Annotated in this window: 31 protein-coding genes and 1 tRNA gene; 17 read left to right on the forward strand and 15 right to left on the reverse strand. The window is 67.9% G+C overall.

Features of this window, described 5'->3' with window-relative positions; translation table 11 throughout:
* Positions 1 to 322: 322 nt before the first annotated feature.
* Entirely contained in the window at positions 323 to 895 is a 573-nt protein-coding gene (locus tag AC0KXF_RS14360; RefSeq protein ID WP_473109826.1) for a GNAT family N-acetyltransferase, read from the forward strand.
* A gap of 227 nt (positions 896 to 1,122) precedes the next feature.
* On the opposite strand, the gene AC0KXF_RS14365 is transcribed toward AC0KXF_RS14360, so the two are convergent.
* Positions 1,123 to 1,878: a PIG-L deacetylase family protein gene (locus AC0KXF_RS14365; protein WP_473109827.1), complete on the reverse strand. Its 756-nt coding sequence runs from the start codon at positions 1,876 to 1,878 to the stop codon at positions 1,123 to 1,125.
* 128 nt (positions 1,879 to 2,006) lie between these two features.
* On the opposite strand from AC0KXF_RS14365, the gene AC0KXF_RS14370 reads away from it, so the two are divergent.
* From AC0KXF_RS14370 to AC0KXF_RS14390, 5 genes are all read left to right on the forward strand, one after another.
* A complete protein-coding gene (locus AC0KXF_RS14370) occupies positions 2,007 to 3,470 on the forward strand; it encodes a sensor histidine kinase (protein ID WP_473109828.1) in 1,464 nt (487 codons plus the stop codon).
* The gene (locus AC0KXF_RS14375; protein ID WP_473109829.1) at positions 3,458 to 4,177 is read left to right on the forward strand and encodes a response regulator transcription factor; all 720 of its coding nucleotides are present in this window, start codon (positions 3,458 to 3,460) and stop codon (positions 4,175 to 4,177) included. Before AC0KXF_RS14370 ends, AC0KXF_RS14375 begins: the two co-directional genes overlap by 13 nt.
* Positions 4,174 to 5,115, forward strand: coding sequence for a hypothetical protein (locus AC0KXF_RS14380; protein WP_473109830.1), 942 nt, complete (start codon positions 4,174 to 4,176; stop codon positions 5,113 to 5,115). The genes AC0KXF_RS14375 and AC0KXF_RS14380 overlap by 4 nt, the downstream gene beginning before the upstream one ends.
* A gap of 40 nt (positions 5,116 to 5,155) precedes the next feature.
* A complete protein-coding gene (locus AC0KXF_RS14385; protein WP_473109831.1) occupies positions 5,156 to 6,172 on the forward strand; it encodes an alpha/beta hydrolase in 1,017 nt (338 codons plus the stop codon).
* Positions 6,173 to 6,236: 64 nt separating this feature from the next.
* The gene (locus AC0KXF_RS14390) at positions 6,237 to 6,749 is read left to right on the forward strand and encodes an NUDIX hydrolase (RefSeq protein WP_255572581.1); all 513 of its coding nucleotides are present in this window, start codon (positions 6,237 to 6,239) and stop codon (positions 6,747 to 6,749) included.
* Positions 6,750 to 6,840: 91 nt separating this feature from the next.
* On the opposite strand, the gene AC0KXF_RS14395 is transcribed toward AC0KXF_RS14390, so the two are convergent.
* Entirely contained in the window at positions 6,841 to 7,350 is a 510-nt protein-coding gene (locus AC0KXF_RS14395) for a DNA/RNA helicase (RefSeq protein ID WP_223042725.1), read from the reverse strand.
* 192 nt (positions 7,351 to 7,542) lie between these two features.
* Between AC0KXF_RS14395 and AC0KXF_RS14400 the strand changes: the two genes are divergently transcribed.
* Both AC0KXF_RS14400 and AC0KXF_RS14405 read left to right on the forward strand, forming a co-directional pair.
* Positions 7,543 to 8,052, forward strand: a complete 510-nt coding sequence (locus AC0KXF_RS14400) for a peptidylprolyl isomerase (protein WP_473109832.1) — start codon at positions 7,543 to 7,545, stop codon at positions 8,050 to 8,052.
* A 5-nt stretch (positions 8,053 to 8,057) separates the two neighbouring features.
* Positions 8,058 to 8,999, forward strand: a complete 942-nt coding sequence (locus AC0KXF_RS14405) for a rhomboid family intramembrane serine protease (RefSeq protein ID WP_473109833.1) — start codon at positions 8,058 to 8,060, stop codon at positions 8,997 to 8,999.
* Positions 9,000 to 9,136: 137 nt separating this feature from the next.
* Here the strand turns inward: AC0KXF_RS14405 and AC0KXF_RS14410 are convergent, their stop codons facing one another.
* The gene (locus AC0KXF_RS14410) at positions 9,137 to 9,412 is read right to left on the reverse strand and encodes a cell division protein CrgA (protein WP_473109834.1); all 276 of its coding nucleotides are present in this window, start codon (positions 9,410 to 9,412) and stop codon (positions 9,137 to 9,139) included.
* Between the two features lie 61 nt (positions 9,413 to 9,473).
* Here AC0KXF_RS14410 and AC0KXF_RS14415 point away from each other — a divergent pair, with 61 nt between their 5' ends.
* From AC0KXF_RS14415 to AC0KXF_RS14425, 3 genes are read left to right on the forward strand one after another with little or no spacing between them, the layout of a single operon-like run.
* The gene (locus AC0KXF_RS14415; RefSeq protein ID WP_223045261.1) at positions 9,474 to 10,250 is read left to right on the forward strand and encodes a class E sortase; all 777 of its coding nucleotides are present in this window, start codon (positions 9,474 to 9,476) and stop codon (positions 10,248 to 10,250) included.
* Positions 10,250 to 10,411 (forward strand): hypothetical protein, encoded by a 162-nt coding sequence (locus AC0KXF_RS14420; protein ID WP_223042729.1) that lies wholly within the window; start codon positions 10,250 to 10,252, stop codon positions 10,409 to 10,411. The genes AC0KXF_RS14415 and AC0KXF_RS14420 overlap by 1 nt, the downstream gene beginning before the upstream one ends.
* The gene (locus AC0KXF_RS14425) at positions 10,408 to 11,043 is read left to right on the forward strand and encodes an anthranilate synthase component II (RefSeq protein ID WP_473109835.1); all 636 of its coding nucleotides are present in this window, start codon (positions 10,408 to 10,410) and stop codon (positions 11,041 to 11,043) included. The genes AC0KXF_RS14420 and AC0KXF_RS14425 overlap by 4 nt, the downstream gene beginning before the upstream one ends.
* Before the next feature lie 78 nt (positions 11,044 to 11,121).
* Here the strand turns inward: AC0KXF_RS14425 and pknB are convergent, their stop codons facing one another.
* The 7 genes from pknB to AC0KXF_RS14460 form a co-directional block, all read right to left on the reverse strand.
* Positions 11,122 to 12,816, reverse strand: a complete 1,695-nt coding sequence (pknB, locus tag AC0KXF_RS14430; RefSeq protein WP_473109836.1) for a Stk1 family PASTA domain-containing Ser/Thr kinase — start codon at positions 12,814 to 12,816, stop codon at positions 11,122 to 11,124.
* An 89-nt stretch (positions 12,817 to 12,905) separates the two neighbouring features.
* On the reverse strand, positions 12,906 to 14,726 hold the full coding sequence (locus AC0KXF_RS14435) for a protein kinase domain-containing protein (protein ID WP_473109837.1): 1,821 nt from the start codon (positions 14,724 to 14,726) through the stop codon (positions 12,906 to 12,908).
* Positions 14,723 to 16,210: a peptidoglycan D,D-transpeptidase FtsI family protein gene (locus AC0KXF_RS14440; protein ID WP_473109838.1), complete on the reverse strand. Its 1,488-nt coding sequence runs from the start codon at positions 16,208 to 16,210 to the stop codon at positions 14,723 to 14,725. The genes AC0KXF_RS14435 and AC0KXF_RS14440 overlap by 4 nt, the downstream gene beginning before the upstream one ends.
* Positions 16,207 to 17,604 carry an FtsW/RodA/SpoVE family cell cycle protein gene (locus AC0KXF_RS14445; RefSeq protein WP_473109839.1) on the reverse strand — a complete coding sequence of 466 codons (1,398 nt, stop codon included), beginning with the start codon at positions 17,602 to 17,604 and terminating at the stop codon, positions 16,207 to 16,209. Before AC0KXF_RS14445 ends, AC0KXF_RS14440 begins: the two co-directional genes overlap by 4 nt.
* Positions 17,597 to 18,937 carry a PP2C family protein-serine/threonine phosphatase gene (locus tag AC0KXF_RS14450; RefSeq protein WP_473109840.1) on the reverse strand — a complete coding sequence of 447 codons (1,341 nt, stop codon included), beginning with the start codon at positions 18,935 to 18,937 and terminating at the stop codon, positions 17,597 to 17,599. The genes AC0KXF_RS14445 and AC0KXF_RS14450 overlap by 8 nt, the downstream gene beginning before the upstream one ends.
* Before the next feature lie 44 nt (positions 18,938 to 18,981).
* A complete protein-coding gene (locus AC0KXF_RS14455; RefSeq protein ID WP_473109841.1) occupies positions 18,982 to 19,548 on the reverse strand; it encodes an FHA domain-containing protein FhaB/FipA in 567 nt (188 codons plus the stop codon).
* A gap of 5 nt (positions 19,549 to 19,553) precedes the next feature.
* On the reverse strand, positions 19,554 to 20,399 hold the full coding sequence (locus tag AC0KXF_RS14460) for an FhaA domain-containing protein (RefSeq protein ID WP_473109842.1): 846 nt from the start codon (positions 20,397 to 20,399) through the stop codon (positions 19,554 to 19,556).
* A 156-nt stretch (positions 20,400 to 20,555) separates the two neighbouring features.
* Between AC0KXF_RS14460 and AC0KXF_RS14465 the strand changes: the two genes are divergently transcribed.
* A tRNA-Leu gene (locus AC0KXF_RS14465) sits at positions 20,556 to 20,638 on the forward strand.
* A gap of 79 nt (positions 20,639 to 20,717) precedes the next feature.
* Here the strand turns inward: AC0KXF_RS14465 and AC0KXF_RS14470 are convergent.
* Positions 20,718 to 21,983, reverse strand: a complete 1,266-nt coding sequence (locus AC0KXF_RS14470) for a tyrosine-type recombinase/integrase (protein ID WP_473109843.1) — start codon at positions 21,981 to 21,983, stop codon at positions 20,718 to 20,720.
* Positions 21,980 to 22,633 (reverse strand): helix-turn-helix domain-containing protein, encoded by a 654-nt coding sequence (locus AC0KXF_RS14475; RefSeq protein WP_344818576.1) that lies wholly within the window; start codon positions 22,631 to 22,633, stop codon positions 21,980 to 21,982. The genes AC0KXF_RS14470 and AC0KXF_RS14475 overlap by 4 nt, the downstream gene beginning before the upstream one ends.
* A 98-nt stretch (positions 22,634 to 22,731) precedes the next feature.
* On the opposite strand from AC0KXF_RS14475, the gene AC0KXF_RS14480 reads away from it, so the two are divergent.
* The 5 genes from AC0KXF_RS14480 to AC0KXF_RS14500 all read left to right on the forward strand — a co-directional run bounded on the left by AC0KXF_RS14480 (position 22,732) and on the right by AC0KXF_RS14500 (position 24,465).
* A complete protein-coding gene (locus AC0KXF_RS14480) occupies positions 22,732 to 22,956 on the forward strand; it encodes a helix-turn-helix domain-containing protein (protein ID WP_473109844.1) in 225 nt (74 codons plus the stop codon).
* Between the two features lie 110 nt (positions 22,957 to 23,066).
* Positions 23,067 to 23,267, forward strand: coding sequence for a hypothetical protein (locus AC0KXF_RS14485; protein ID WP_473109845.1), 201 nt, complete (start codon positions 23,067 to 23,069; stop codon positions 23,265 to 23,267).
* A gap of 21 nt (positions 23,268 to 23,288) precedes the next feature.
* Positions 23,289 to 23,729: a Fic/DOC family protein gene (locus tag AC0KXF_RS14490; RefSeq protein ID WP_473109846.1), complete on the forward strand. Its 441-nt coding sequence runs from the start codon at positions 23,289 to 23,291 to the stop codon at positions 23,727 to 23,729.
* A gap of 71 nt (positions 23,730 to 23,800) precedes the next feature.
* The gene (locus AC0KXF_RS14495; protein ID WP_077687064.1) at positions 23,801 to 24,034 is read left to right on the forward strand and encodes an AbrB/MazE/SpoVT family DNA-binding domain-containing protein; all 234 of its coding nucleotides are present in this window, start codon (positions 23,801 to 23,803) and stop codon (positions 24,032 to 24,034) included.
* Positions 24,031 to 24,465, forward strand: coding sequence for a hypothetical protein (locus AC0KXF_RS14500; protein ID WP_473109847.1), 435 nt, complete (start codon positions 24,031 to 24,033; stop codon positions 24,463 to 24,465). Before AC0KXF_RS14495 ends, AC0KXF_RS14500 begins: the two co-directional genes overlap by 4 nt.
* Before the next feature lie 13 nt (positions 24,466 to 24,478).
* Here the strand turns inward: AC0KXF_RS14500 and AC0KXF_RS14505 are convergent, their stop codons facing one another.
* Genes AC0KXF_RS14505 through AC0KXF_RS14515 form a run of 3 tightly spaced genes read right to left on the reverse strand, consistent with a single transcriptional unit; the run spans position 24,479 to position 26,629 of the window.
* Complete coding sequence (locus AC0KXF_RS14505; RefSeq protein WP_473109848.1) at positions 24,479 to 25,618, reverse strand: hypothetical protein; 1,140 nt, start codon at positions 25,616 to 25,618, stop codon at positions 24,479 to 24,481.
* Positions 25,542 to 26,429 (reverse strand): hypothetical protein, encoded by an 888-nt coding sequence (locus AC0KXF_RS14510; RefSeq protein WP_473109849.1) that lies wholly within the window; start codon positions 26,427 to 26,429, stop codon positions 25,542 to 25,544. Before AC0KXF_RS14510 ends, AC0KXF_RS14505 begins: the two co-directional genes overlap by 77 nt.
* Positions 26,426 to 26,629, reverse strand: coding sequence for a helix-turn-helix domain-containing protein (locus tag AC0KXF_RS14515; RefSeq protein ID WP_473109850.1), 204 nt, complete (start codon positions 26,627 to 26,629; stop codon positions 26,426 to 26,428). Before AC0KXF_RS14515 ends, AC0KXF_RS14510 begins: the two co-directional genes overlap by 4 nt.
* Between the last annotated feature and the right edge of the window lie 54 nt (positions 26,630 to 26,683).

Here is a 26,683-nt window from a genome sequence, read left to right on the forward strand (position 1 = left end):
AGGATCACACGGTGACCGCGTCCACGTTCTACGACGTGCTGGCCACCGTGCGCTACACCACTTTACGGGGCACTACTGTCGCCTTTCATCCCCAGAGTTACCCACACCTGGGGATGAATTACATCGTTGTGATTCCCCGTGCGATCCGAATGACGACCTGCTGCACTCGAAGATCAGGCCTGAATGATCCCCAGATCTTCACAATTTTTATGCACATCTTGGGGATAACCGACTCCTCGTGTTCGAAGTGTGGCCGGAACCGCTCGCCGAGAGCTCCGAGGGAAGGCTTCCCCAGCGCCTTCGCCGGGCTCATACTGATGGGATGGGAATAGAGGTGCGACCGGCGACGGTGTTCGAAGACGTGGCGACGCTCGTCGGGCCGAAGAAGCCGACGTCCAACGTGTGCTTCTGCCTGAGCTACCGCATCGGCAACAAGGAGAACAACGCACTGCGCGGACCCGCGCGCGCCGAGCGGGTGCGGGAGCTGTGCGCGCAGGATCCGCCTCCCGGCGTGCTCGCCTACCTCGACGGCGAACCCGTCGGCTGGGCCGCGGTGCACCCTCGATCCGACACCAGCTTCGCCCGCAACCGCCTCATCCCGCACATCGATGACCTCGACGTGTGGTCGCTGTGGTGCTTCCGGGTGCGCCCCGGCCACCGCAAGCAGGGGATCATGCACGCCCTGATCGAGGGTGCGGTCGCCCACGCCAGGGCGTGCGGGGCGCCCGCGATCGAGGGGTACCCGGTCGACAACGGCGAGGAGCGCGTGAACCTCACGATGGCCTACGTCGGCACCCGGCGCCTCTTCGAGAGCGCGGGTTTCGAGAAGGCGGCCGATACGGGCTCGGTGCTCGACGGGTTTCCTCGCGTGCTCATGCGGTTGCCGCTGAGCTGACGGGATCCGCTGGGTTCTGGAGGCTGCGGGGACACGGAAGGGCGTCGAGATACGGATCTCGCAGGTCGATCCGCGAATTCCTCTGCGAGATCCGTATCTCGGCGGGGGTCGTGGGGGGCACGGGGTCGCGGGAGCCTCGCGGCGGAGTCGCAGCGGCAGAGGGGTAGGGGCGCGGGGCAGGGGGGATCGAAGTAGGGGTAGGGCGCTGGGGGCCCGGCCGGCGCCCGCTACTCGCGCAGGCGGTGCTCCGCGAAGGTCACACCGCGCGGCACCCCGGCAAGCGCGCCCTGCTGGGCCAGCACTCCGGTGACGAGCTCCTCGGGGGAGGGGTGCCAGGGCAGGTCGGCGAGGTAGGCCTCGTGCGCGCCGAGCGATGCGACGGCGCGCCGCTCGGCCTCCTCGTCGACGACCACGCAGTGCGTGGGGCGGGTGCCCGTGAGCAGCAGCCGGCTCGCACCCCACGGCGCGAGATCCTCCTCGTGCAGCAGCTCGGGGAACACCCAGCGGTTGTCGGCGTCGCGCACCGCGTCGATCGTCGCGAGGCCCGCGGCGCGGTGATCCGCGTGGTCGAAACCCCACGCCACCACGAGCTCACCCGCCCCGCAGACCACGGCATCGGGCCGGAAGGCGCGGATCTCCCGAGCGATCGCGCGTCGCAGGTCGAGGCCGTACTCGAGCACACCATCGGGGAAATCGAGGATCGTCAGGCGCTCCACGCCCACGGCCTCGCACGCTGCGCGCTGCTCTCGAGCGCGCAGGGGACCGGCCTCCTCGGGCGGTCGCTGCATGCCGGCCTCACCCGCGGTGAGCAGCAGGTAGCCCACCTCGATGCCGTGCGATACCCAGTGGGCGACCGCCGCCGAGGTGCCGTACTCCGCGTCGTCGGGGTGGGCGACCACCACGAGCACGCGGGAGAGCCCGGTCTCGTCGAGCTTCGGGAGGGGAGCGTCAGTGCCGGGATGGGGTGCTTCGTGTGCGTCCATGACCTCAGACTACGCACGGATCCCGCGCGAAGAACAGGGGGTGGCAGAACCGGGGTAGGGGAAACCGGAAGTCTTCTCTCCGGGTCCCTCGGTGTCGCCGGCCGCGGGCCACGGCCTAGCGTAGAGGCATGACACCACAGACACAGCCGCTCCCCGACGGGCAGTTCGCCCCCGGGGCCCCGACGGTGCCGCTCACGTCGGATCAACAGGTCACCGAGAAGCTGCCCGAGCAGCCCACCGGCGCCGAGACGGGCGACCCGATCCCGCCGGCGAGTGCCACGGTTCCGCCGGCGAGCGCCACGGTCCCGCCGGCGAGCGCCCCGCCAGCGCCGACTCCGCCGGCCCCGGCTCCGCCCGCGGGCCGTCCCGAGCTTCAGCCCGAACCCCGGCTTGATCCGCAGCCGCGGGCGAAGCGTCCGCCGCTGCGCATCGCCATGACGATCCTGCACCTCGCCGCGGTCGGTGTCGTGGGCTTCACCGTGATCGGGCTGCTGTTCGGCGCGCTCGGCACGGGCCTCGGTCTGCTGCTGGTGCTCGGCATCGGCGCGGTGGTGCTGGTCGGGCTCGTGTATGCGCTGTTCGGGATCGCCTGGTTCGAGACGCATCGCGTGAGCGGCCTGTACCTGCTCGACACGCCGACGCTGCGCCTGAGCCCGCAGGAGCAGCCCGGTTTCAAGGGGTGGTTGCGCTCGATCGGCCGTCAGTCGATCGACGGCCGCATGTGGCGCGCGCTGGCCAACTTCGGCATCGCGAGCCTCATGGGCATCGGGGTGCTGGGGCTCGCTCAGGGGCTCGTGCACTCGCTCATCGGCATGTTCCGCACCTTCTCGGTGTGGTGGCAACCGGGTCTCATCGGTGCGGTGCTGTGCGCAGCGGGGATCGTGGCGCTCGCGTTGCTGCACCGACTGATCTCGGTGGCGATCGTGGGAGCCGACGTGAAGGAGGAGCAGCTCACCGAGCAGGTGCGCACCTCCACCGCGCAGCGCGAGGGCGCCGTGCGGGCCGCCGATGTCGAGCGCACCCGCATCGAGCGCGACCTCCACGACGGCGTGCAGCCGCGACTCGTCTCGGTGGGTATGACCCTGGGGCTCGCGCAGGAGAAGATCGACACCGATCCCGAGGCTGCGAAGGCGCTCGTGGCCGAGGCGCACACCTCGACGAAGGCCGCCATCACCGAGCTGCGACAGCTGGCGCGCGGTATTTACGCGTCCGTGCTCGACGATCGGGGCTTGGATGCGGCGTTGTCGGCGCTCGCGGCGCGATCCCACGTGCCCGTGCAGCTCGACGTCAGGTTGCCCGAGCGGTGCAGCCGCGACGCGGAAGCGGCCGTGTACTTCGCGATCGCCGAGTCGCTCACGAACGCGGCGAAGCACTCCCGGGCGAGCGAGTGCCGCGTGGTGGTGCGGGTGCGAGGTGAGCGCACGCTGTGGGCTCGCGTCGAGGACAACGGCATCGGGGGAGCGACGGTGCTTCCGGGCGGCGGTCTCGACGGTGTGAAGAACCGGGTGCTCGCGGCGGGTGGCACCACACGACTCGACAGCCCGCTCGGCGGGCCGACCACCCTGGAGGTGAGTGTGCCATGCGCATCCTGATCTGCGAAGACTCGGTGCTGCTGCGCGAGGGCCTCGTGCGCCTGCTGGAGCACGGAGGGCACGAGGTGGTCGCCGCGCTGCCCGACGCCGACGAACTGATGGAGCGGGTGGGGGCGACGGATCCGGATCTCTGCATCCTCGACGTGCGTCTGCCCCCGACGTTCACCGATGAGGGGATCCGCGCGGCGATCCAGCTGCGCCGCGCCCGCCCCGGCCTCGCGGTGCTGGTGCTCTCGCAGTACGTCGAGGAGCGCTATGCGAGCGAGCTGATCTCGGGCCAGGGCGGAGCCTTCGGCTACCTGCTCAAGGATCGAGTCGCCGACGTCGGGGAGTTCATCGAATCGGTGGAGCGGATCGGCCAGGGCGCGACCGTGCTCGACCCCGAGGTGGTGGCACAGCTGCTCACCCGCCGCAGCCGCGACAACCGCATGCGATCCCTCACCGACCGCGAGCGCACCGTGCTCGCGGCGCTCGCAGAGGGGCGCTCCAACCAGGCCATCGCCGCACTGCTCTTCCTCTCGGAGGCGAGTGTGGAGAAGCACATCACGGCGATCTTCCAGAAACTCGGGCTCGACGCCGAGGACGGCGGCAACCGCCGCGTGCTCGCCGCGATCGCCCATATCGAGAGCACGGCCGGGCCGATCGGGGGATCCGCCCCGGGCGCCCCCGGTGCGTCCATCAATACACAGACGGGACCATTCTCATGAGCACCACCGAGTCCTCCGCAGCCTCCGCATCGCGCACCTCGACCGCGAGCACCATCACCATCGTCACCGCCGTCGTGGGCGGCGCCGTGCTCTTCGGCGCCGCGGTGTCGAGCACGCTGAACACCTTCGGCGTGTTCTCCCCGCGGCCGGATCTCTCGGCCGTCGTGCCCTTCGACGAGGACGGCGTCTTCGACGACGGAGGGTGGGACGATCGAGGCGGGAGCAGCGCGGACAACGCGACCTCCGGGGCCGAGCTGCGATCGCGCGTGAGCGGGATCACCGGGCTCGAGGTGGACGCCTCGGCCGCGTCGTTCACACTCGAGTTCGATGACGTGGACGAGGCGGTGCTGACGGTCGACCACCGCGGCAGCGGTCGCGGCGGCGAGTGGACGATGCGCGCCGAGGACGAGGAACTGGTGGTCGAGCGCGCCTCGGGCCCGCGCACCGATGGATGCCTGTTCGGTTGCGGCGAGCGGGGCGGCGGGGAGCGGGTCACGCTGACGCTGCCTCAGAGCCTCGGCGAGGGGGACCTGCTGAACGGGGATCTCACGATCAACAGCGGTGAGCTGCAGGTCGCGGGCGACTTCGCGGAGCTCTCGCTCGATGTGAACGCGGGTTCGCTCGGCTTCATCGGCAGCGCACGGGATCTGTCGGCCTCTGTGCGCACGGGCGAGGCTTCGATCGAGGCGAAGGACGTGCGCGAGGCCGAGTTCGACCTCGAGGTGGGGGACCTGCAGGCCGTGCTGTCGGGGACCGCGCCCGCGCTCGTCGACCTTGAAGCGAGCACCGGCAGCGCCGACCTGAAGCTGCCCGAGGGGGAGTACCGAGTCGACGCGGAAGGCGAGCTGGGTGCGACCGACAACAGGCTCTCCACGAACGACCAGTCGAAGAACGTCGTGAGCGTACGGGCATCGCTCGCCGATGTGACGCTGCGCTGAGCGCCCGCCGCCCGCTGAGACCCGCCCGTAGAATGGCCGCATGGCGCAGTGGCGGGAGGACGTGCTCGGTGCCGGGTTCGAGTGCATCGATCTCGATCTCGGCACCGATGACGAGGGGCCGATCGTCGCGACGCTGGTGAGATCCGAGCCCCGTCCCGACGCCTGGTTCGAGCGAATGTTTCACGGGAAACGTCTGCTCGACGGCGTCGATGTGCTCTACGTGCACGGATGGTCGGACTACTTCTTCCAGCGCGATCTCGCGGCCTTCTGGACCTCGCGGGGAGCCCGGTTCTTCGCTCTCGACCTGCGCAAATACGGACGCAGTCTGCGCGAGGGGCAGACGCCCGGGTACATCGAGAACCTCGACGACTACCACCTCGAGGTGGACGCCGCTCTCTCGGTCTTGGGAGAGGGCACGGTCGAGCCGCGCCCGCTCGTGCTGTTCGGTCATTCGACGGGCGGACTCGTCCTGAGCCTGTGGGCCGCGGCGAATCCCGACCGAGCGGCCGCGCTGGTGCTCAACAGTCCCTGGCTCGAGTTCCAGCTCGCGAGTGCGGGCCGTCAGGTGCTCATGCCGCTGCTCAACCTCGGCGCGCGCACGAACCCGCGCGAGGTGGCTCCGCAGCTCGACTACGGCTTCTACACGAGGGCGCAGCGAGAGGTGGGGCCGCTCGACGAACTCGACCAGGTCAACGCGGCCTGGCGCCCCGAGCGCACGCACGCCGTGCGCGGCGGCTGGCTGAGGGCGATTTTGGAGGGGCACTCGCGGGTGAGCCGCGGCCTCGCCATCGACGCGCCGATCGAGGTGCTGCTCTCGGCGCGAACCGCGATGCCGCTCAAGTGGAGCGAGGAGCTGACGCGCGCCGATTCGGTGCTCGAGGTCGACGAGGTCGCGAAGGCCGCGCTGAAGCTGGGGCCGACGGTGACGGTGGATCGCATCGACGGCGCCCTGCACGATGTCTTCCTGTCGAGCGAACCCGCCAGAACCGAGGCCTATCGGCGCCTCGATCGGTGGCTGACGGGCTGGCGTGCGGTCGAAATCGCTCCGGATCGCTGAGCGTAGCACCCGGGAGCGATTCGGTGCGCGGCGTGCTCGCAGCGCGACAGGCTAGGCTCATAACATGGATCTTCGAGTGGCCGCCTACGCGGTGGTGGAACGCCGCGGCAAGATCCTGCTCACCCACTGGCGTCGAGGCCACCTGCACGGATGGACTCTGCCGGGCGGCGGGCTCGAGAGCGGTGAGGATCCCCGTGACGCCGTGGTGCGCGAGGTGCTCGAGGAGACCGGTCTCGAGGCACGCGTCGGCAAACTGCTCGGGGTCGACTCCCGTGTCATGGTGCGCGAGGAGGTGCCGGAGGGGTCGGATCCCGAACTCCACACGATCCGGATCGTCTACCGCGCCTCGGTGAAGGACGGGCCGCTGCAGAACGAGGTCGACGGATCCTCCGACGAGGCGCGCTGGGTGGCGATCCGCGAGATCCGCTCGCTGCGCACGCTCTCACTGGTGCAGACGGGAATGCGCATGGCGGGAATCACCGCGCGCCGTTCACCCGCGAAGTCGGGCGGCAAGTCCGGCGGTAAGCAGAGCGGCCGACCGAACGCCAAGAATCGCAAGCAGCAGCCTCGGGACTGAACGCGTCGCGGTCCCGGTAACGAAGAAGCGGTGCCGGATCACGAGGACCCGGCACCGCCCCGGCGATGTCTGCGTTGATCAGTTCGGTCGATCAGCTCTCGGCTGAGTTCTCGGGGGCGACCCAGAGATCGTCGTCCGTGCGGAAGGCCTGCCACAGGGCGTAGCCCACGCCCGCGGCTGCGGCGATGCCGAGCCCCACGGCGATGATGCCGCCCGCGCGGCGCTTCTTCGACGGCTTGAGGTATCCCGTGCGCTCGCCGAACCCGCGCACCTGCTTGGCGGCGTCGTGGCTCTCGATCTCATCGAGCGTGCGGATCGTGCGTGTGAGCGCGGCCGCGACGAGGGGAGCCGTGGCGCGGCGCACGTTCTCCGCGGAACGACGTGCGCGCTTGATGCCGCGCTCGACGGTCGGGCGCGCGGTCTCGACGGCCCGCTCGATGCGCGGCTGCAGGTGCTCGTCGCTCAGCTGACGGGCCTGATGCCCGGCAGTCTGCAGCACCTCGCCCGCGTGCCCCAGTACGACGCGCTGCTGGTCGAGCAGCTGCTGGGCGTCCTTGCGCAGACGGCGGAGTTCGCGGCGGCGCTTGCGTGAGAGTTTCATACCTGTCCTCCTAGCTCGGCGAGGCAATGCTCTGAGCGACATCGCTCGTAGGTTCAACGCTACACCGAACGACGGCCGTCGCGCGGCCTCTGACCGGATGGTTGCAAGGGATTCCCAGTTGGGGGTAAAGTGCAACCGCGATTCCGATGCGTCGTCGGTGAGCTTGTCGGTGGCCCCGCCTAGACTGGACTCATGAGCATTCACACCTCCGTAGCCACCATTCACACCAATCACGGCGACATCGTCATCAATCTCTTCGGCGACCACGCGCCCAAGACCGTCAAGAACTTCGTCGACCTCGCGAACAAGGGCTTCTACGACGGCGTCATCTTCCACCGCATCATCAAGGACTTCATGATCCAGGGCGGCGATCCCACCGGCACCGGCACCGGCGGCCCCGGCTACACCTTCGACGACGAGATCCACCCCGAACTCACCTTCAACAAGAAGTACCAGCTCGCGATGGCCAACGCCGGCAAGCGCCCCGATATGACCGGTCGCCTGGCGGGCACGAACGGCTCGCAGTTCTTCATCACCACCACGGCGCCCAGCTGGCTCAACGGCAACCACACCATCTTCGGCGAGGTCGCCGACGACGACTCGAAGACCGTCGTCGACGCCATCGAGTCGGTGCAGACCGGGGCCATGGATCGCCCCGTCGAAGATGTGGTCATCACCGGCGTCGACATCTCCGAGGCCTGAGCCCAGTGGTAGCGAGCGGATCGGGGCCGACGTTCGGCGAGCGCGTCGAGTACGGCCCTGAAGACGTCTGCTACCGCCACCCGAACACCCACAGCTTCACGCTCTGCCAGCGCTGCGGGCGTACGATCTGCTCCGCCTGCCAGACCGCGTCCGCCGTGGGTGTGCTCTGCCCCGAATGCGTGAAGCAGACGCAGCCGGGCGCTGCGAAGCGGGCCGCCCGGTCTGCCCGGGTCACCGGGCGCCGGGTGGCTGCGCTCGACACTCCCGTCACCTACACGATCATCGCCGTCAACCTGGCGGTGTTCGTGCTGCAGTTGCTCGGGCGGTACTTCTTCTCAGACGGAGTCACGCGGGCGCTGTGGTACATGCCGATCTACTCGGTGCCCGAATCGGTGTCGAGCCAGTTGTTCAGCGATGTGGGTTTCGAGCCGTGGCGCATGCTCACGGCCACCTTCACGCACTCGACCGGGTTCCTGCTGCACATCCTGTTCAACATGTACGCGCTGTGGCTGTTCGGCCGCAATCTCGAGCAGCTGATGGGGCGTGCGCAGTTCCTCGTGCTCTACCTGTTCGCCGGGCTGGGAGGCTCGCTCGCCGTGATGCTGTGGGTCTACGCGGATCCTGCCACGGTAGTCGTGCCCACCGTCGGCGCATCCGGTGCGATCTTCGGCGTTCTGGGGGCGACGGCGGTCGCGTTCAAAGCCGCCGGCGCGAATGTCGCCTCCCTCGTCACCCTGATCGCCATCAACTTCGGCATCGGCCTGCTCCCGGGGGCGAACATCTCCTGGCAGGCCCATCTCGGGGGGCTGATCGTGGGGGCGCTCACGATGTGGCTGCTGCTCTCGAATCGGGGGCCGCGGAAGCGCACGCGGCGGATCGTCTCGCTCGTGGCGATCGGCGCCGTGCTGGTGGCGCTCAGCTTCGCGTACTTCGCGGTGCTTCCCTGAGCGGGGTTGCCACGGAGTTATCCACAGGTATATCCCCAGCTGGGGAGGAATTACACCGGTGTGATTGAGGACATTCTCGGGTCCGTGCCGGCGCACGGGCCCGGGAACCATTCAGGCGGGAACGCGCGCGAGCGCGGCTACTTCCACCACGGAGTCATGAGGAAGCCCACGAGCACCAGGCCGAAGCCGACGAAGATGTTCGCCTGGCCGAGAGCGGGCACGGGCAGCTGCAGCGTGGTGCTCGTGACGTAGAAGAGCACGATCCAGATCAGGCCCAGCAGCATGAAGCCGAACATGACCGGCTTGAACCAGACCGGGTTCGGCGCATCCTTGCGCGAGGGGGTCCGATCGGCCCCGCCCTGAGCGAGCTCCGCCGACTTGCGCTTGCTTACGTTCTTCCCAGCTGCTGCCATGCCCTCGATTCTACCGGGATTCCGGCTGTGCTCAGGCAATCGCTCTAGAATCATGAGAGTGATGGAGACCCGCGAGAGGCGCGGCCGGCGCAGGCGCGCGCGGCTCAGCCCGCTGACTGTGATCGGTGAGCTGCTGCTGCTCGGCGGGCTGGGAGTGCTCGGCTACATCGTCTGGCAGCCGTGGCACACCGGCGTCGGCGTCACCGCGAAGCAGGCGGATCTCTCGGCAGAGGATTCGGCGCGGTGGGATGCGGAGCAGCCGCAGCCCTACGACGGGACGGTGCCTGTCACTGCCCGTCCCGCTGCCGCCGAGGTGTTCGGAGTGCTGCGGGTACCCGCCTTCGGAGTCACCTACGCCAACCGCGTCGCCGAGACGACCGACTGGTGGACCGTGCTCAACCTCGACGACAAGGGCATCGGCCACTACGAGGCCACCCAGATGCCGGGTGAACCGGGCAATGTGGCGCTGGCCGGGCACCGATCCGGACCCCTGATCAACTCCTTCCGCGAGGTCATGAACTTGCGGGTCGACGACCCCCTCTTCATCGAGACCGCGGACGGCTGGTACACGTACCGTTTCCGCAACATCGAGTACGTCCTGCCCGATGAGGGCGACGTGCTGAACCCGTTCCCGCGGCTGGAGGGCGAGCCCGGAACTGACCAGATCCTCACCCTCACCACCTGCCATCCGAAGTGGGCGGGCAGCGACGAGCGTGCGATCGCGTATTCCGTGTTCGAGTCCTTCCAGCCCCGAGCCGACGGCCCGCCGGCCGAACTGCTCGAGCTGAACCCGACGATGGAGGGTCATCAGGCCCTGAGAGGAGATCAGGAAAGCTGATGTTCTCCTTGCTCTGGCGTTTTTTCCCGGGCCCCGCCTGGCTGCGTGTGATCGTAATGCTGCTCGTCGCGGCAGCGCTCGTATACGCCCTCGTCGCCTACGTCTACCCGTGGGTGGCAATCGAATTCCTCGAACCGGAAGAGGTGACGGTCGGAACATGACGAACATCCTGATCATCGACAACTACGACAGCTTCGTCTACACCCTGAGCGGTTACCTGCAGCAGCTGGGCGCGTCGACGCGGGTGATCCGCAACGACGAGGTGAGCACCGGCGAGCTCGAGTACCTGGCCGCCGAATACGACGGCGTGCTCATCTCTCCGGGGCCCGGCACCCCGGCCGATGCGGGTGTCTCGATCCCGATGGTCGGGATCGCGTTGCGCACCGGCATCCCTGTGCTCGGAGTGTGCCTCGGCCACCAGGCGATCGCCGAAGCGCTCGGCGGCACCGTGACCCACGCCGAAGAGCTGATGCACGGCAAGATCTCCCGCGTGCGGCACGCCGGGGACGCGTTCTTCGAGGGGGTCGCCCCCGAGTTCAACGCGACCCGCTACCACTCGCTGGCGGTCGTGCGCGATACCGTGCCCGAGTGCCTGCTCGTCACGGCCGAGACCGAGAGCGGCATCGTGATGGCGCTGCGCCACCGCGAGCTGCCGATCTACGGCGTGCAGTACCACCCAGAGTCGGTGCTGACCGAGGGAGGCTACCAGCAGCTCGGCAACTGGCTCACCGTGGTCGGCCTGCCGAACGCTGCCGCCATCGCGCAGACGCTCTCCCCGTTGCTCAAGGCCTGAGGCGGGCAGCCGCGTCGAACGAATGAGGGCCGGATCCACCAGGATCCGGCCCTCATTCGTCTGTCGGCGAGCAGTCGACTATCCCGTGCAGTACATGAGCTCGATCGACGCGCCCTGCTCCTGCTCGCCGGTGAGCGACTGCGTAGTGATGGGGAAACCGCTCTCGGCCGGGCAGGACGTGTCTTCTTTGGGATCGACCTGGAGGCCGAGACCGTCGAGCCGCTGCAGCGCGATGTCGAGCGGCAGCCTCGCGACATCGGGCACCTGCACCTTGCCGCTCGCCACCCGGAGTTCCACGCTCTCGCCCGACTGCAGCTCGGTGCCGGGCGCCGGGATGACCTCGAGCACGCGGTTCGCCGGAGCCAGCGGGTCGTTGACGCTCGTGATGAGCCCGACCTCGAGGCCGAGGTCGGCGAGGGCCTGCTTGTAGTCCTCGACCGACATGCGCTTGATCTCGGGCACCTTGGCGGTGACCGGGCCCGTCGAGACGTAGAGCGTGATCGAATCGCCGCGATTCACCATGATGCCGCCCTCGGGATCCGTCGAGATGACGTGACCCGCCGCCACGTCCTCGCTCGTCTGCTCGATGGGGATGGCGGTGAGATCGTGCTCGGCCAGCTTCGTGATCGCCTCCTCGCGGTCGACGTCGACGAGCTGCGGCACCTCCCGGGAGGTATCGGGTTGGAACGTCTGCGGGGCCAGCGTGACGAGCCAGAACACGACCGCGATGATGATCGCGCCGATCGTGAGGATCGCGGCCCAGGTCCACATGACCGGGGGGCGGCTCTGAGTGCGCGCGCCGCCGCCGCCCTCGGCGAGCTGGCGCAGCGCGAGATCGGACTCGGTCACCTCGTTGCCGCCGGTGAACAGCACGGCCTCCGGCTGAGCCAGAGTCAGTTTGGGCATCTGCCCGTTGGCGGCGAGTCGCAGCGCGTCGCGGAACTCCGAGGCGGACTGGAAGCGCTTCGCGCGATCCTTCGCCATTCCGTAGAGCACGACGCGGTCGAGCTCGGGCGTGACGGCGCTGTTGCGCTCGCTGGGGGCCTCAGGGCGTTCGCTGACGTGCTGGTAGGCCACGGCCACGGCGGTGTCGCCCCGGAAGGGAACGTCGCCCGTCAGGAGCTCGTACAGCAGCACCGCGGTCGAGTAGAGGTCGGTGCGGGCGTCGATGGATTCGCCCTTGGCCTGCTCGGGCGAGAAGTATGCGGCGGTGCCGAGGATCGCGGTGGTCTGCTGCAGCGTCGACGAGGTCTCGGAGACCGCGCGCGCGATCCCGAAATCCATCACCTTGACCTGACCGGTCTTGGTGATCATGATGTTGGCGGGCTTGATGTCGCGGTGCACGATACCTGCGCGGTGCGAGTACTCGAGCGCTGTCAGCACCGAGTCGACCACTCGGCAGGCCTCGGTCTGCGAGAGCTCACTTTCCGAGATCAGCTGTCGAAGGTTCGTGCCCTCCACATACTCCATCACGATGAACGGCAGCTGCTTCGGCCCGTCCGCGGTCTGGATCAGGTCGTCGCCGGCGTCGAACACGCGCACCACCGTGGGGTGCGCCATGCGAGAAGCCGACTGCGCCTCCTGGCGGAAGCGCGAACGGAACTCCTCGTCGCCGGCCAGATCCGCCTTCATCACCTTGATGGCGACCTGCCGTCCGAGCTTGGTGTCGGTGCCTCGGTACACGGTGGCCATGCCACCCTGGCCGACGAACTCGCCGATGGCGTAGCGCCCGGCGAGGATGCGCTGTTCGCCGCCATTTGGCGTCTCTGGCATGTCCACCTCTTCCGTGCTCATAGATGTACCAAGTGTATAGGGACACGTGCTGAGTAAGACCTCGCAGCGCGCCCGGCTTCAGCGAGTCGTTATCCGGCCCGGTTGCTGTTCGGGTTCTGGTTGCCGCCGCTGCCGGCGTCGTTCGCGTTGCTGTTGCCGTTGTTGCTGTTGTCGGCGGGGGCCTTCACGGTGATGACGAGGGGCCCCGACGCCGGTGCCTCGCGCACGACGCCCAGGTTGTTCTGGCAGGTCGCGGAGTAGGTGATGGTGATCGTGGCGTCGTCATCACCCGGGTTCAGCTCATCGGCCTGGATGTTCGCAACGGCGCCCGAGACGCCGGAGAGCGAACCGGCGCCCTCTGGGGTGACCGCGTAGTTCTCCACGGTGAAGTTCGCAGGGCAGAAGCTCTGCGCGGGCGCGAGCTGCACCGTGAACGCCTGGCCGGACTGCACCTCGGTGCGGTCGCTGGTGGGCGCCGCGGGCTGTCCCGGGTCGCCGAACCGCACGTTGTAGGTGAGGGTGATCCGCTCGTCGAACGGTACCTTGTCGCCGGTGGGGTTGACCGCGGTCACCAGACCGACCTGGTCGTCGGGCGCCGCATTGCCCTCCTGCGGGGAGACGTTCGTGAAGCCGAGCGACGTCAGCTCGGCCACGGCGTCGTCGATGTTCATGCCCCGCAGAGCCTCCCCGTCGACCACGCCGGTGGTGGCGACCTCGGGGGTGGTCGGGGGCTTGGTGGTCTTCTTTGGAGTGGTGGCCGTGGTCGTGGTCGCAGGCTTCTCGTTCTGGTTGGTGTTCCAGAGTGCGAATGCCGTGCCGGCGCCGATGATGAGCAGCAGCGCGAGCAGGGTGACGAGCGGCCAGGTCCAGGGACTGCGCTTCTTCTTGGCGGGCTGCTCTTCGCTCTCCGCGGCCTGCTCCACCGGTTCGCCGACGAACTCCGCGGTGGCAGCCGTCTGGCCGGGCAGCGCGGTCGTCTGCGGCAGCGCGGTCGTGGCGGCATCCATCACCTGGGTCTGCTGCGGCAGCGCGGTCGTCGCCGGCTCGGCGTCGCCCAGCACCTGCGGAACGTAGCTCGCCGCGAGGCGCACGTCGCCGCGATGGAGGGCGGTCGCGGCCTGCGCGAGCTTCGCCGCGGTCTGAGGGCGCCCCGCTGCGTCCTTCGCGAGGCAGGCCATCACGAGGTTGCGCACGTGCTCGGGCACGTCGGCCGGAAGATCCGGCGGAGTGTCGTTGATCTGCGCCATGGCGATCGCCACCTGCGACTCGCCGGTGAAGGGCCGCTTGCCCGCGAGGCACTCGTAGGCGACCACCCCGAGCGAGTAGATGTCGGTGGCGGGGGTCGCGGTGTGACCGCTCGCCTGCTCGGGCGCGAGGTACTGCACCGTGCCCATGACCTGGCCGGTCGCGGTCAGCGGCACCTGATCCGCGATCCGGGCGATACCGAAGTCGGTGATCTTCACGCGGCCCTCGGGCGTGATCAGCAGGTTGCCCGGCTTGATGTCGCGGTGCACGAGGCCCGCGTCGTGCGCGGCCTGCAGCGAGGTCGCGGTCTGCGCCACGATCCCGAGCACGCGGTTCGCCGGCAGTCGCCCCTCGCGCTCGATGATCGCCGAGAGCGGCTCGCCCGGCACGAGTTCCATCACGATGTATGCGGAGCCCTGCTCCTCGCCGTAATCGAAGACGTTGGCGATGCCCTCGTGGTTGACGAGTGCGGCGTGTCGGGCTTCGGCGCGGAAGCGCTCGAGGAAGCCCGGGTCGCCCATGTACTCGTCCTTGAGGATCTTGATGGCGACGGTGCGGCCGATGATGCTGTCCGTCGCCTTCCACACCTCGCCCATACCACCGACGGCGATCCTCGAGCTCAGCTCGTAGCGTCCGCCGAATGTGATCCCTGCCGATGGCCTCATTCGCTCAACACCGCTTCCATTACTCGTTTTCCGACTGCCGTGGGCAGATCGTAGGACCCACCCTCGAAACCATATGCCTCGCCGCCGCCGTCGGCGACCACCACCGCCACGGCGACCTGCGGGTCGTCGACCGGTGCGAAGCCGGTGAACCACAGGGTGAAGGGCAGGTCGTTGCCCGCGTCATCCTGACCGTTCTCGGCCGTACCGGTCTTGCCTGCGACGCGAACGCCCTCGATGCCCGCGTTCTTCGCGAGGCCCTCGGGGTTCGAGACGCCGTGTTCCATCATCTCAGCAACCGCATGCGCCGTCTCGCTCGAGATGGGCTTCGAGAACTCGGAGGGGGTGAACTCCTTCTCGACGCGCAGATCGGGGGTGATGATCTCGTCGACGAGGTAGGGGTTCATCACCGTGCCGTCGTTGGCGATACCGGCCGAGACCATGGCGATCTGCAGCGGGGTGGCGCGCACGTCCAGCTGTCCGATCGAGGAAAGCGCGGTCTCCGCCTTGTCGGCCGGAGTGGGCGACTGGCTCGGAGTGACGGCGAGCGGAATCGACAGATCCTGCCCGAAGCCGAAAGCGTTGGCCATGTTCGGCACCGTGTTCTCATCCATGCTCATCGCGAGTTCCGCGATCGGGATGTTGCACGAGAGCACGATCGCCTGCTCGAGCGTGGCCTTCGCCCCCGAACCGCACGTGGTGCGCGACGCGTTCTGCATGAGGTGGGTCGACTGCGGCAGCGTGAGCTGAGCGGGGTTATCGAACTCCGTGCTCGGAGACGCCTTGCCGGCCTCGATGGCCGCCGCGGCGACGAGCAGCTTGTAGACGGAGCCGGGGTGGTAGAGATCGCCGGCGATGGCCCGGTTCTGCAGCGGCTGCGCGGGATCCTGCTCCAACTGGCGGTAGTTCGCGATGATCTCGGCGTCGTCGTTCATGGAGACGGTGGTCGGGTCGTAGCTCGGTGTGGAGGCGAGGGCGAGGATCCGGCCCGTCTTCGGCTCGATCGCCACGACGGCGCCCTCGAAGCCGTTCTCGGTCATCGCCGTGACAGCCGCCTCCTGCGCGGCGGGATCGATCGTGGTCTCGATCGAGCTGCCCTGCGGTTCGACGCCGTTGAGCGTGTTCATGATGCGGGTGAAGAACTGCGCGTTGCCGATGCCCGCGAGATCCTGGTTCATCGCGGCCTCGAGCCCCGAGGCGCCCTGCAGGTGCGAGTAGTACCCCGTGATGGGCGCGTAGAGCGGACCGTTCGAGTACTGGCGCACGAACCGGAACGAGTCGCCCGTGGGCGTCGAGTAGGCGACCGGCTCGCCGTCGACGAGGATCGAACCCCGCTCGACCTTGTAGCTGTTCTTGATGGTGCGCCCGTTGAGCTCGTTCGCGCGCAGCTCGTCGGCCTGCACGAACTGGATCATCGTTACCGAGAAGAACAGCGCCAGGAACATGACGAACACGGTGCGGGTGATGAACTTAAGCTGCTTGTTCACGAGCGGATCACCAGCTTCGGTCGGTTGCGAACGGAGTTGGAGAGCAGGATCAGCAGGGCGATGATGATCCAGTTCGACACGAGCGACGAACCGCCCGCAGCGAGGAACGGGGCGGTCAGGCCGGTGAGCGGGATCACCCGCGTCACGCCGCCGACCACGATGAAGACCTGCAGTGCGATCGTGAACGCGAGACCCGCGGCGAGCAGCTTGCCGAAGTCGTCCTTGCCTGCGAAGCCGATCCGCAGGCCGCGGCCCACGAGCAGCAGATATGCGGCGAGGATGACGAACAGGCCGATGAGGCCCAGCTCCTCGCCGAGACTCGGGATGATGTAGTCGCTGAACGAGAGCGGAGTGTCAGCCGGGTAGCCCTGTCCGAGACCGGTGCCCGTCATGCCTCCGTTGGCCATGCCGAACAGGCCCTGCACCATCTGATGGCTGGCCCCGTAGGGGTCGGCGAAGGGGTCGAGCCAGTTCGCGAAGCGACGGTTCACGTAGTCGAGCGTCTGGCTGGCCGCGAGGCCGCCGAAGAGGAAGAGGCCGACACCCAGGATGATCCACCCGATCCGGCCCGTGGCGACGTACAGCATCGACAGGAACAGGCCGAAGTAGAGCAGCGACGTACCGAGGTCGCGCTGGAACACGAGCACGGACATCGCGGCGAGCCAGAACACGAGCAACGGCCCGAGATCCCGACCCCGGGGGAATCGGATGCCCAGGAACTTCTTGCCGACCATCGCGAGCGAGTCGCGGTTGCGCACGAGATATCCCGCGAGGAAGATCGCGAGCAGGATCTTCGCGACCTCGCCCGGCTGGAACGAGAAGCTGCCGAGCCGGATCCACACCCGAGCGCCGTTGATCGTGGCGCCGATACCGGGGAGCATCGGCAGCAGCAGGAGGATCACGGCTCCGAGCCCCGCCAGATACGTGTAGCGGAAGAGTACGAGGTGTTTGCGGACCACGAGCAGCGCGGCGAGCGCGGCCACGACGGCGACGGTCGACCACAGCAGCTGCCGCACGGGATTCGCATCCTCCGTGACCAGCGAGATGCGGTAGATCATCGCGACGCCGATGACGTTCAGCAGGGTCGCGATCGGCATGATGAGCGGATCGGCGTCGGGAGCGATGCGACGCACCGTGAAGTGCAGCGCGAGCAGTGCGACGATAAAGGCCGAACCCATCGGCAGCAGCGTGGTCGTCACGGTGCCGCGCACCGTGAGATCGATGATCACGACCGCGGCGATCCCGATCGCGATCGCGAACAGCAGCAGCGAGAGCTCGAGGCCCAGCAGTTTGCGGGGAGCGCGGAGCGCGGTGATGCGCTGCAGCACGGTCTCGCTGGTGCGAGTCTTCTCGAAGGTGCGCGGCTTGTCGTCGGCGCCCTTGGCGTCACTCATCGTGCACCCCCAGCCTCAGCACGATGTCGCGCGCCTCCTCGAGGGACCCCGCGCTGAGCGTGCGCTTGACCTGGCGCTGCTCGAGGCCGTCGAGCTCGGTGAGCGGGATCTCGGTGTCCTCGGCGGTCGAGTAGAGCGAGAACGAGCCGATCTCCTGCTGCACGCCGCGGTAGATGATCACGGTCTCGCCGTCGGTGCCCACGAAGTAGCGGCTCTGCGTCCACTGGTAGCCGAACAGCAGCGCGCCGCCGATGGCGACCAACACGGCGACCGCGCCGAAGGCCCAGAGCAGGCGGCGGCGGCGATTGCGGCGCTTCGTCTCGGCCATGAGCTCGGCGAGGTACTCGTCGACGCGCGGCTCGAAGTGGCTCTCCTCGATCTGCGGCGGGCGGCGCACCGGGCGGCGGCGGCCCATGAGCCGGGTGCGCGCGGTGGTGACGGAGCCGTCGCGGGAGCCGGCGGAGGTGGCTGCGGATCCCGCGAAGCGGCGGTTCGAGGGGGACTCCTCGAGGGCGGGCTCGGCGGCGGGCACCGGCTGGCCCCCGGTGGTGACCTGCTCCACCACGTCGGTGAGTTCGACCGTGTCGGTCGCGGTTTCGCGGCGGGGTGCCGGAGCCGGCGCGGCCTGCTTCGCCGCGGCCTCCTCCTCGTGCACCGTCTCGACCAGCACGACCGTCACGTTGTCGGGTGCGCCATGGGCGAGGCTCTTGTCGATGAGTGCGTCGACCGCCCCTTGCAGGGAAGTGCGACGGCGCAGGATCTTCTCGATGTCGGAATCCTCGACGTAGCCGCAGAGCCCGTCGGAGCAGAGCAGCCAGACGTCGCCCGGACGGGTGTCGAGCACCTCGGTGTCGACCTGCGGCGAGGCCTCGACGTCGCCGAGCACGCGCATCAGCACCGAGCGGCGGGGGTGGATCTTCGCCTCGTCCTCGGTGATCTTGCCGCTGTCGACGAGGCGCTGCACGAAGGTGTGATCCTTGGTGATCTGCCGCAGCTCGCCCCCGCGCAGCAGGTAGAGGCGCGAGTCGCCGATGTGAGCGAGCGCGAGCTTGTCGCCCACGGTGATGAAACCGGTGAAAGTCGTACCCATGCCCGCGAGCTCGGGTCGCTCCTTAACGGTGGTGCGGAGCTTCGTGTTGGTGTCGAGGATCGCCGAGCGCAGGATATTGGTGGTGGCCTCCGGGCTGCCCGTGGGCGCCAGATCGTACTCGGCCATCGACTTCGCGGCGACTGCCGAGGCGACGTCGCCACCGGCGTGGCCGCCCATGCCGTCGGCGACGAGGAACAGGTAGTCGCCGGCGAATCCGGAATCCTGGTTGTTGGACCGCACCATCCCGACATGCGAGCCGATGGCGCTTTCGTAACCGACCGTCACGTTCAGGGCCTCAGCTCGAAGGTGGTAGTGCCGATGGTGACGGGCGTGAAGAGGGGCACGCTCACCGGCTGGGTGATGCGGGCGCCGTCGAGGCGGGTGCCGTTCGTGGAGTCGAGGTCGGTGAGGATCCACTCGTCGCCGCTGCGGGCGAGACGGGCGTGGTATGTGGAGGTGTACTCGTCCACGATGACGAGGGTGGAGTCGCTGCTGCGCCCGATCGTGAGGATGTCGTCTTCGAGAGGAATCGAGGTGCCTGCGGCGACGCCCGAGGTGATGACGAGGAGGCGAGCGGGGCCCGTACCGCCGGCCGACGGGATCGGCCCGGGCATCGGGGGCGATGCCGGCGCTGCCGGCGCGGCAGGGGCTGCGGGTGCCGGGGCCGCCGGAGCTGCAGGCGCCGTGACCTGCAGTGCGGGCTGCGGTACGGGGTTGCCGTCGCCGTCGTTGCGCATACGCCGCACCGGAGCGCCGAAGAGGTCGCTGCGCAGCGCGTAGACGATTGCGAAGATGAAGAACCAGAGCAGCAGCAGGAAGCCGATGCGCAGGATGAGCAGGGTGAGCTCACTCATTTCACTCATAGACCCCTCCAGAAATCCTCGTCGATGCCGGGGGTGCCGCCCGCTGAGGGCGGCGGCTCGGGAGCGGCGCTGGGCGGAGTGGCCCGGGGAGGCGCGCTCGCCGCAGGCGGCGGTGCGGGCTGTGGGTGTGCCGGCTGCGCGGGTCGGGCCGGCTGTGCGGGTCGGGCCGGCCGGTGCGCTCTGCCTGGCACCAGTTGGAACTGCAGCGCCGTCTGGCCGATCGTGATCACGATGCCGGGGGAGAGGGCTGCCTCGCGGAAGCGCTGTCCGTTGATCTTGGAGCCGTTGGTCGAGCCGAGGTCACGGGCCAGGCCGGCCGCACCGTCCCAGATGATCTCGAGGTGCTTGCGAGAGGCGGCCGTATCGCTGATCCGGATGCCGCAGTCGCTACCGCGCCCGACCGTGGTCGTGCCGCGGGGCAGCTCGTGACGCTTGCCGTCCACGTCGATCGCGGCGACCCAGTCGACCGCGCCCTCGACGCGGGATGCATCGATCTCGAGCACGCCGGTGGTGAGCGACTCGTCGGCGCGGATCTCGACGTCGGGCTCGCCGAGCAGCTGGTAGTTCTGCTGCTTCGCGTGCTTCACCACGACGCCGCGCAGCTCCTGCTCGAGCGTGTCGCCCAGGCCGCGAAGGCGATCCGCGTCCTTCTGCGAGACGCGTGCGACGAAGCGGTTGGGAGCGAGCACGCGATCGCGATCCACGATCACGGCGCTGATGTCGAGCTCGCGCTTCAGGGCAGAGGCGATCTCGACGGGTTGCACGCCGGAGCGGAAGGTGCGGGCGAAGGCACCGTTGACGGCTCGCTCGAGCCCGCGCTCGACGCTATCCAGAATGCCCACGTGCCGCGCTCGCCCTTTCCGCTCGGTCGGATCGCACGCCGATCGGCTGCGACTGTCAGGCTTAGTGTATCCCGGCGCCCGCCCGCTTTGGTGTGAGGGCCCTGGTGCTGCTAAGCTTGCAGAGTTGTCCGGGCCGGAAGGCTCAGAGAACATCTCGCGCGAGTGGCGGAATGGCAGACGCGCTGGCTTCAGGTGCCAGTGCCCGCAAGGGCGTGGGGGTTCAAGTCCCCCCTCGCGCACGCGAATGAAATGGCCCCTGACCTGGGATTTAGTTCCTAAGGTCGGGGGTCGTTTTCGTTGGAAGTGCTAGAAAAAGTGCTAAGCGTTCCCAAGGTGGGCGGCGAAGCGGTCTACTGCCGACCTTTGCATGGTCGGGGTGACGTGGGAGTAGATGTTCATCGTTGTCGTGATCGTTGAGTGCCCCAACCGCTCCTGTACGACCTTGGGATGCTCCCCGAGTTCGAGCAGCAGGGTCGCGTGGGTGTGACGCAGCCCCTTGATCGTGACCCGGTGCAGGCTGTCGAACTTCGCGGTGGCCCATTTGAGGCGGCGATCCCAGCGGCTGGTCATCGCGTCGGGTGAGCGGAGCTTCCCGTCGGCGTCGCCGAAGATGTAGGCGTCGGCTTTCGCAAGCTCGAACGACACCTCGGCCCGCGCGACCTTGTAGGAGGCGAGCACCTTCAATGTCTCGGTGTCCACGTCGATGACGCGGGCTTGCCCGGTCTTGGTGGTCTTCGTCTTCGTCCAGTCGTCGGTATCGACGGCGCGGCGGATGCTGACTCGCATCGTCTTCGTGTTGATGTCCGACCACTTCAGGGCGAGGGCTTCCGAACGGCGCATGCCGGTGTAGGCGATGAGCCGCCAGAGCGGGAACAGCTCGTCTTCCAGCTCGTCGCGGTTCCAGGTAAGGAAGGTCTGCAACTGCTCGGCCGTCCACGTCGCGATCTCGGGCTTCTGCGCCCTCACCTCGCTGGACTTCGGTGGTTTCACGGTGCGCTTCTTCTTCGCCGGGTTCACCGTCAGGTGCCCGTCGTCGATCGCCGCGTCGAGGGTCGCGCCGAGCACGACATGCACCTTGTGGACGCTGTTGGCCGAGAGCGGCTGTCCTTTGCCGTATTCGTCGTTGCGGCCGTGGTCTTCGAGGTCGCGGTAGTGGCGGGCGATACGGGTGGCGGTGAGCTTGTCGAGCCGGATCGCGCCGAGATGGGGGCTGATGTGGTTGCGGATGATCTTCTTGTACCCGGTGATCGTGGACGCCGCGAGCTTGAGTCCTGCCACCCACTCATCCGCGTAAGTCCCCACGGTCGGCACCTTGTTGCCGAACTTCTCGTTCTGCTTGCGCTGCTTCAACGCCTCCTGCAAGGCGTCGTTCGCCTCATCGGTGCTGGTGAACCCGGAACGAGTCAGCCGCCGCGATCCCATCTCGGGGTATTCGGGGTCTTTCAGGACGTAGATCTGGAACCGCCACCGCTTCCCCATGTCGGTGTCGTAAGCCTGGATCGAACCGGGCTGCCGGGAACGGGAGCGCCGCTGCTGCTTCTCACCCCCGCCGCCCCGCCCTGCGGACTGTGGCTTCTTCGTCATGACAGGGTGCTCCTTGCCGTCGTCTGCCCGGGCCGATGGGTATCGCCGTAGTTCTGGATGTAGTCGGCGGCGTTGAACACACGCCCCTCCGGGTCGAGTTGCACGCCTCGCTCCCGGATCACACGCGCGCGTGCCCGCGCTGTCTCCAAACGTTCCTGGTAGGCGGCGATGGTCTTGGGGTGGGCGCTCGGCTTCTCGGGATCGTCCTTGCTCGGGGCGGTCATGCCTGCGAGGGTGGTTTCGAGGTGGTGGATGCGGTCGGTGCAGATCACCCATTCCTGCTGCCAGTAGTTGAACAGCCCCTCATCGGTGAGCACGAGTTCCCCGCGCATCCACCTGTCGATCTCCTCCGGCTCATACCCTTCCGGCACCCCGGTGAGGGTCGTCTGCTCGTCGGGCGGGGTCAGGAGCGCGGCGGGGGTGGTGCGCAGCAGGTAGGCGATCACGGTCAGGTCGTCCACGTCCACGCGGCGATCCCCGGCCTCCAACTTGCTGATGCCCGAGGTGGAGAGCTTGCGCCCTGCGGCTCTCAGCCCGTCGGACATGGTGCGCAAGTCCATACCGATCGCTTGCCGGGCCGCACGGATGTTCTGTGCGACGTGCGTGTTCGTGATGCCTGCGGGGTTGCCCCGCACCCTCTCGTTTTCCATAGTAGAAAACTACAGCGCAATGCTTGACAGCGCAAGTGCGATTCTCTACGGTGGGATGAACCATATTTCTCGGCGCTGACACGAACGGATGGTGCGACATGCGGCAGAGCACCCTCGACATGGACGACCTCCGTGGGCGACGCAGCCTCGTCATCACCCGCAAAGAAGCCGCCGAAGCACCCGGCATCGATCCCCGCACGATCACCACGAGCATCAACGAGGGCACCATCCCGCATGTGAAGCTCGGTCGGCGCATCGTGATCCCGCGTGAGAAGTTCCTCGCCCTCTTCGCAGACGCCGTAGGCGATAGCGGCGAGTCCTGACGCTCCCACTGGCGGTGCTGAATCGGCACCCCCGTGTCCGGCTTCCCGGTGAATGTCGGCGGAGCGACGTAAACTGATCTGAGAACGCCAACCACAAGGAGGCACCCCGCATGGCTCTCAAGACTCCGGTATCCGAGGCCCATGTCCGGCGAGTGCTCGCGGAGGTCGAGGCCGGGCAGGTCACGGCCGGTGCGGTCGTCTCTGACGCGGATCGAGAGATTGCCCGCCGTCAGGTGCGCGGGGAGCTGTCCGGGGATGAGGCGGTGCGCGAGGCGATCGCTGCGGCGCTTGACCGCTTCCCCGAGAAGTAACCCGCCCGGGCAGGAGCACCAGTGCCCGACCGCTACAGCTACCCGAACAGCCTCGTTCTGATCAACAAGCTCGGCATCACCGACTACGACCGATGGAAAGCCGTAGAGACGGCTGCGATCCATCAGCGCATGGTCGAACTCACCGAGCACCCGATCCCCGGCCGATACGACCTCGCCCACTTGCAAGCCATCCACCGGCATCTGACGCACGACCTGTATGTCTGGGGCGGCGACATCCGCGACACCGACACCCACCCCGGCGGCACGGGCATTGCGCATTGTCGTCCACCGTTCATCGTGCCCGAGGCCGAGCGCGTCTTCGGCGAACTCGCCGCCCGCGACCACCTCCGCGGCCTGGACGCGGATGCGTTCTCCGGCGGGCTGGCATGGGTATCGGGTGAGACGACTACCGGTGGAAGTGCATTACTCGGAGAGGAACTAATCGGCGCTCACGACGAGTAGTGCGGACGCCAGCCACGCGTTACTGATCCAACATTGTGTAGTAAAAGCAAGAATCGTGCTACTCTCAATGCGTGGGGGCAGACGCGCGACCGGAAGGCAAGTGGATCAGCACCGTGCGGCTCGGCCCGAAGTCGCAGATCGTGATTCCGAAGGAAGTGCGGGACATGTTTGGCCTCGGGCCCGGAGATTCTCTGCTGCTGATGGCCGACGTGGAGCGAGGCATCGCGCTGGTCGATCCCGCGGAGTACGCCGATGTGATGAGCAAGGTGCTGGGCTCGCCGTCTGGCGAGGAGGGCCACTCGTGAGCGCGCCACCAAGAAAGTCCCGCCCATGGCACCTGTGGCTGATCGTCGTCGTCGCCACATTTTTCATGTCGGTGGGCCTGTACGACTTCGTCATGGTCGCCACCCGGAATCAGGCGTATCTCACAGACAGATACACCTCGGCGGGCGTGGAGTACTTCTCGGACTACCCGTGGTATCTCCTCGTCTTGTTCGGGATCAACGTCATCGGCGTGATGCTGGCGCTGATCGTCTCCCTGTGGAATCGGCGCGCCGCGATGTGGCTCGCACTCGTCTCGGGCGCTGCCGATGTCGTGCTCCTTCTGGTCACGATCTTCTTTCGCGATCGGTTCGCAGCCATCGGTATCGGGCTCACTTTGCAGGACATCGCGATCTGTGTCGGCATCTTCGTGCTCGCCGAGTACTTCCGGAGGCTCGCGAAACGAGACAGGTGAGCCGCCTTCTGAGCTACCGAGTACGCAGTGCGGGGTAGTCGCCGCGGGTGCCGCCTGCGATGCGCGCGTAGTTCTCGAAGGTGGCGACGCTGAAATCGAGTATGTCTGCGAGGACTTTGGCGGGGACGGCTCCGGCGAGCCGGAACCGTGCGGTGTTCTGTAGCGCGGAGATGCTGGTGCCGAGAGGGCGCAGACGAAGTGCGAGGTATTGCGGGTCGAGAGGCTGCCCAGGGAGACGGCCAGGGAACAGCCATGCGTCGTCGTCCGGCCGGAGGTCGAGCTGCTCACGGGCGAGCGTTGCGACCGGTGCGGGCAACGCGAGCGGACGGTCTCCGATGTGGAGGTCGAGGCCGTCGTTCTCGTCACGGAGCTGGCGGCGACGCAGCGCCAACGTCTTGGTCGCGGGGAGTCCGTAGACCGCGATCAGCAGTGCCGCGAGGCGTGCATCGAGCGCGATGCTGCTATCCGTGGCGAGGGTCCGGATGACGTGTTCGAGGTGTTCTTCGGACGTGCTGATCGTTGGCTCTCGGCGAGGGAGTGTCGAAATGTCGAGGTCGGGCGTGACGCCGCATTCGGCCGCCCAGGTGAGGAACTGCGGTAGCCATCGTCGCGCGGTGCGGAGGGTGATGAACTCCTCGATCTGTGCCTGGGTGAGGGCGCGCAGGGGTGTCTGTTGTTCCTCGGCCCAGGTGAGGAAGGTGACGAGGCCGCGTAGCGATGCTTTGACGTGCCGAGCTGCGCCGATAGCGATGTCGCCTGAGGGGCCGCGGCTGGCTCGGCGCAGCAGCATCCATCGGGTGTAGGTGCGCAGCATCTGGTGGTGCTCGGCGGGGGCTCCGCCGATGGTGTGCGTCGCCCAGGCCATCAGCGGCCGCGTGGCCGTCGCATCGCGCGGCAGGGCACCGGAGTCGAGTAGGAGCGTGCGCAGGTAGATCAACGGCTTGCTCGGTCGCGGGACGTCGAGAATCGACTCGACCGCCACCCTCCCGGAGGCGATGTCCCGGAGCACGTCGGTGCTCGGCCCCATGCGCAGCCACTTGATGACCTGGGCTGGGCGAGGTTGGGCGAGCAGGTAGTCACGCAGAGCCCGCATCGGAGGAAGGAACGCCCCGTCCGGGCCGGTGAGGATGTCGTCGCAGCGGTCGTTGAGCACGCACTTCCCGCAGAGGGCGACCGTAGCTGTGTTCTTCGCTCCCGCAGCGGCGGCAGGCGTAACGGGCGGGCTGTCCTCCGCATCCCGCGCAGCAAGGGCGGCTGTCGTCGCCGAGGAACGCGAGGATGCGGTTCTCGCCGCATCCGGGGCAGGGTGCGGCGTTGCGCAGGACACGGTTGTGACAGGCGAAGCAGTGCGGGCCGTGCAGGATGGTCGCTGCGATCTTCTTCTGCTGCCCGCACGAGACGCAACGCCGCAGTCTCCGGGGATAGCAACTCAGGCAGACTCTTCTCCCGTCGATGCGCCCGACGGTGGTGACGGTCTTCCCGCAGTTCTCGCAGGCGAAGGCCGGCATCCCGTCCGGCCCGCAGCGCTGGCAGACGCGCTGCCCGTCTGTGTTGGTGGCGGGGAGCTTCTTCATCCGCAAGCACTCGGGGCATTCGTCGTAGGAGCGACGCTGCGCGCAGCGGAAGCACTCGCGCTGCCCTTTCTCGTTGCGTGCCTTGACGACCTTCCGGGTGCGACACGTCGGGCAGAGTGGGAGCCGGATGCCCGTTGCGCCTTCGCGTGCGAGGTTCGCAAGAAGAACCTGAACGATGACGGTGGTCTCAGCGTGCACGTCAGCGGCATTGAACTCTTCGCTCGTCAGCAGGCGGAGCACTCCGTTCCGTCGTGACGGTGCGATGATTCGCTCTGCTGCGTCGATAATAGCCCGCTCCGGCGCGGTCACTCCCTTTGCGCTCAGCGCGGCGGCGACGCGCGGCCCGAACGCCCCGTCCGGTTGCGGGGTGCCGCGTGGGATCGTGGTCACGGCTTCGGTCGCTGGATGCGCGCGGGGACGGGGCGCAGGTCTCCGATGTCCTCGATCCTTCCGCTCTTCCCCGTCGCCTGCACCGACCGTGCGGCGGCTTGTTCGAGGACGAGCAGATCGCTGGGCGTGCAGTCCAGGATCGTGCAGAGCGCGGCGAGGACTTGGGTCTGCTGAAGTTTTGGTTGAGTCCAAGACCGCATAGCTGGGAAGCTGTGCTGGAAGGATGGCAGTTATGCCGATCAAGTTCAGTGATG

It is taken from the genome of Leucobacter holotrichiae (assembly GCF_055791005.1).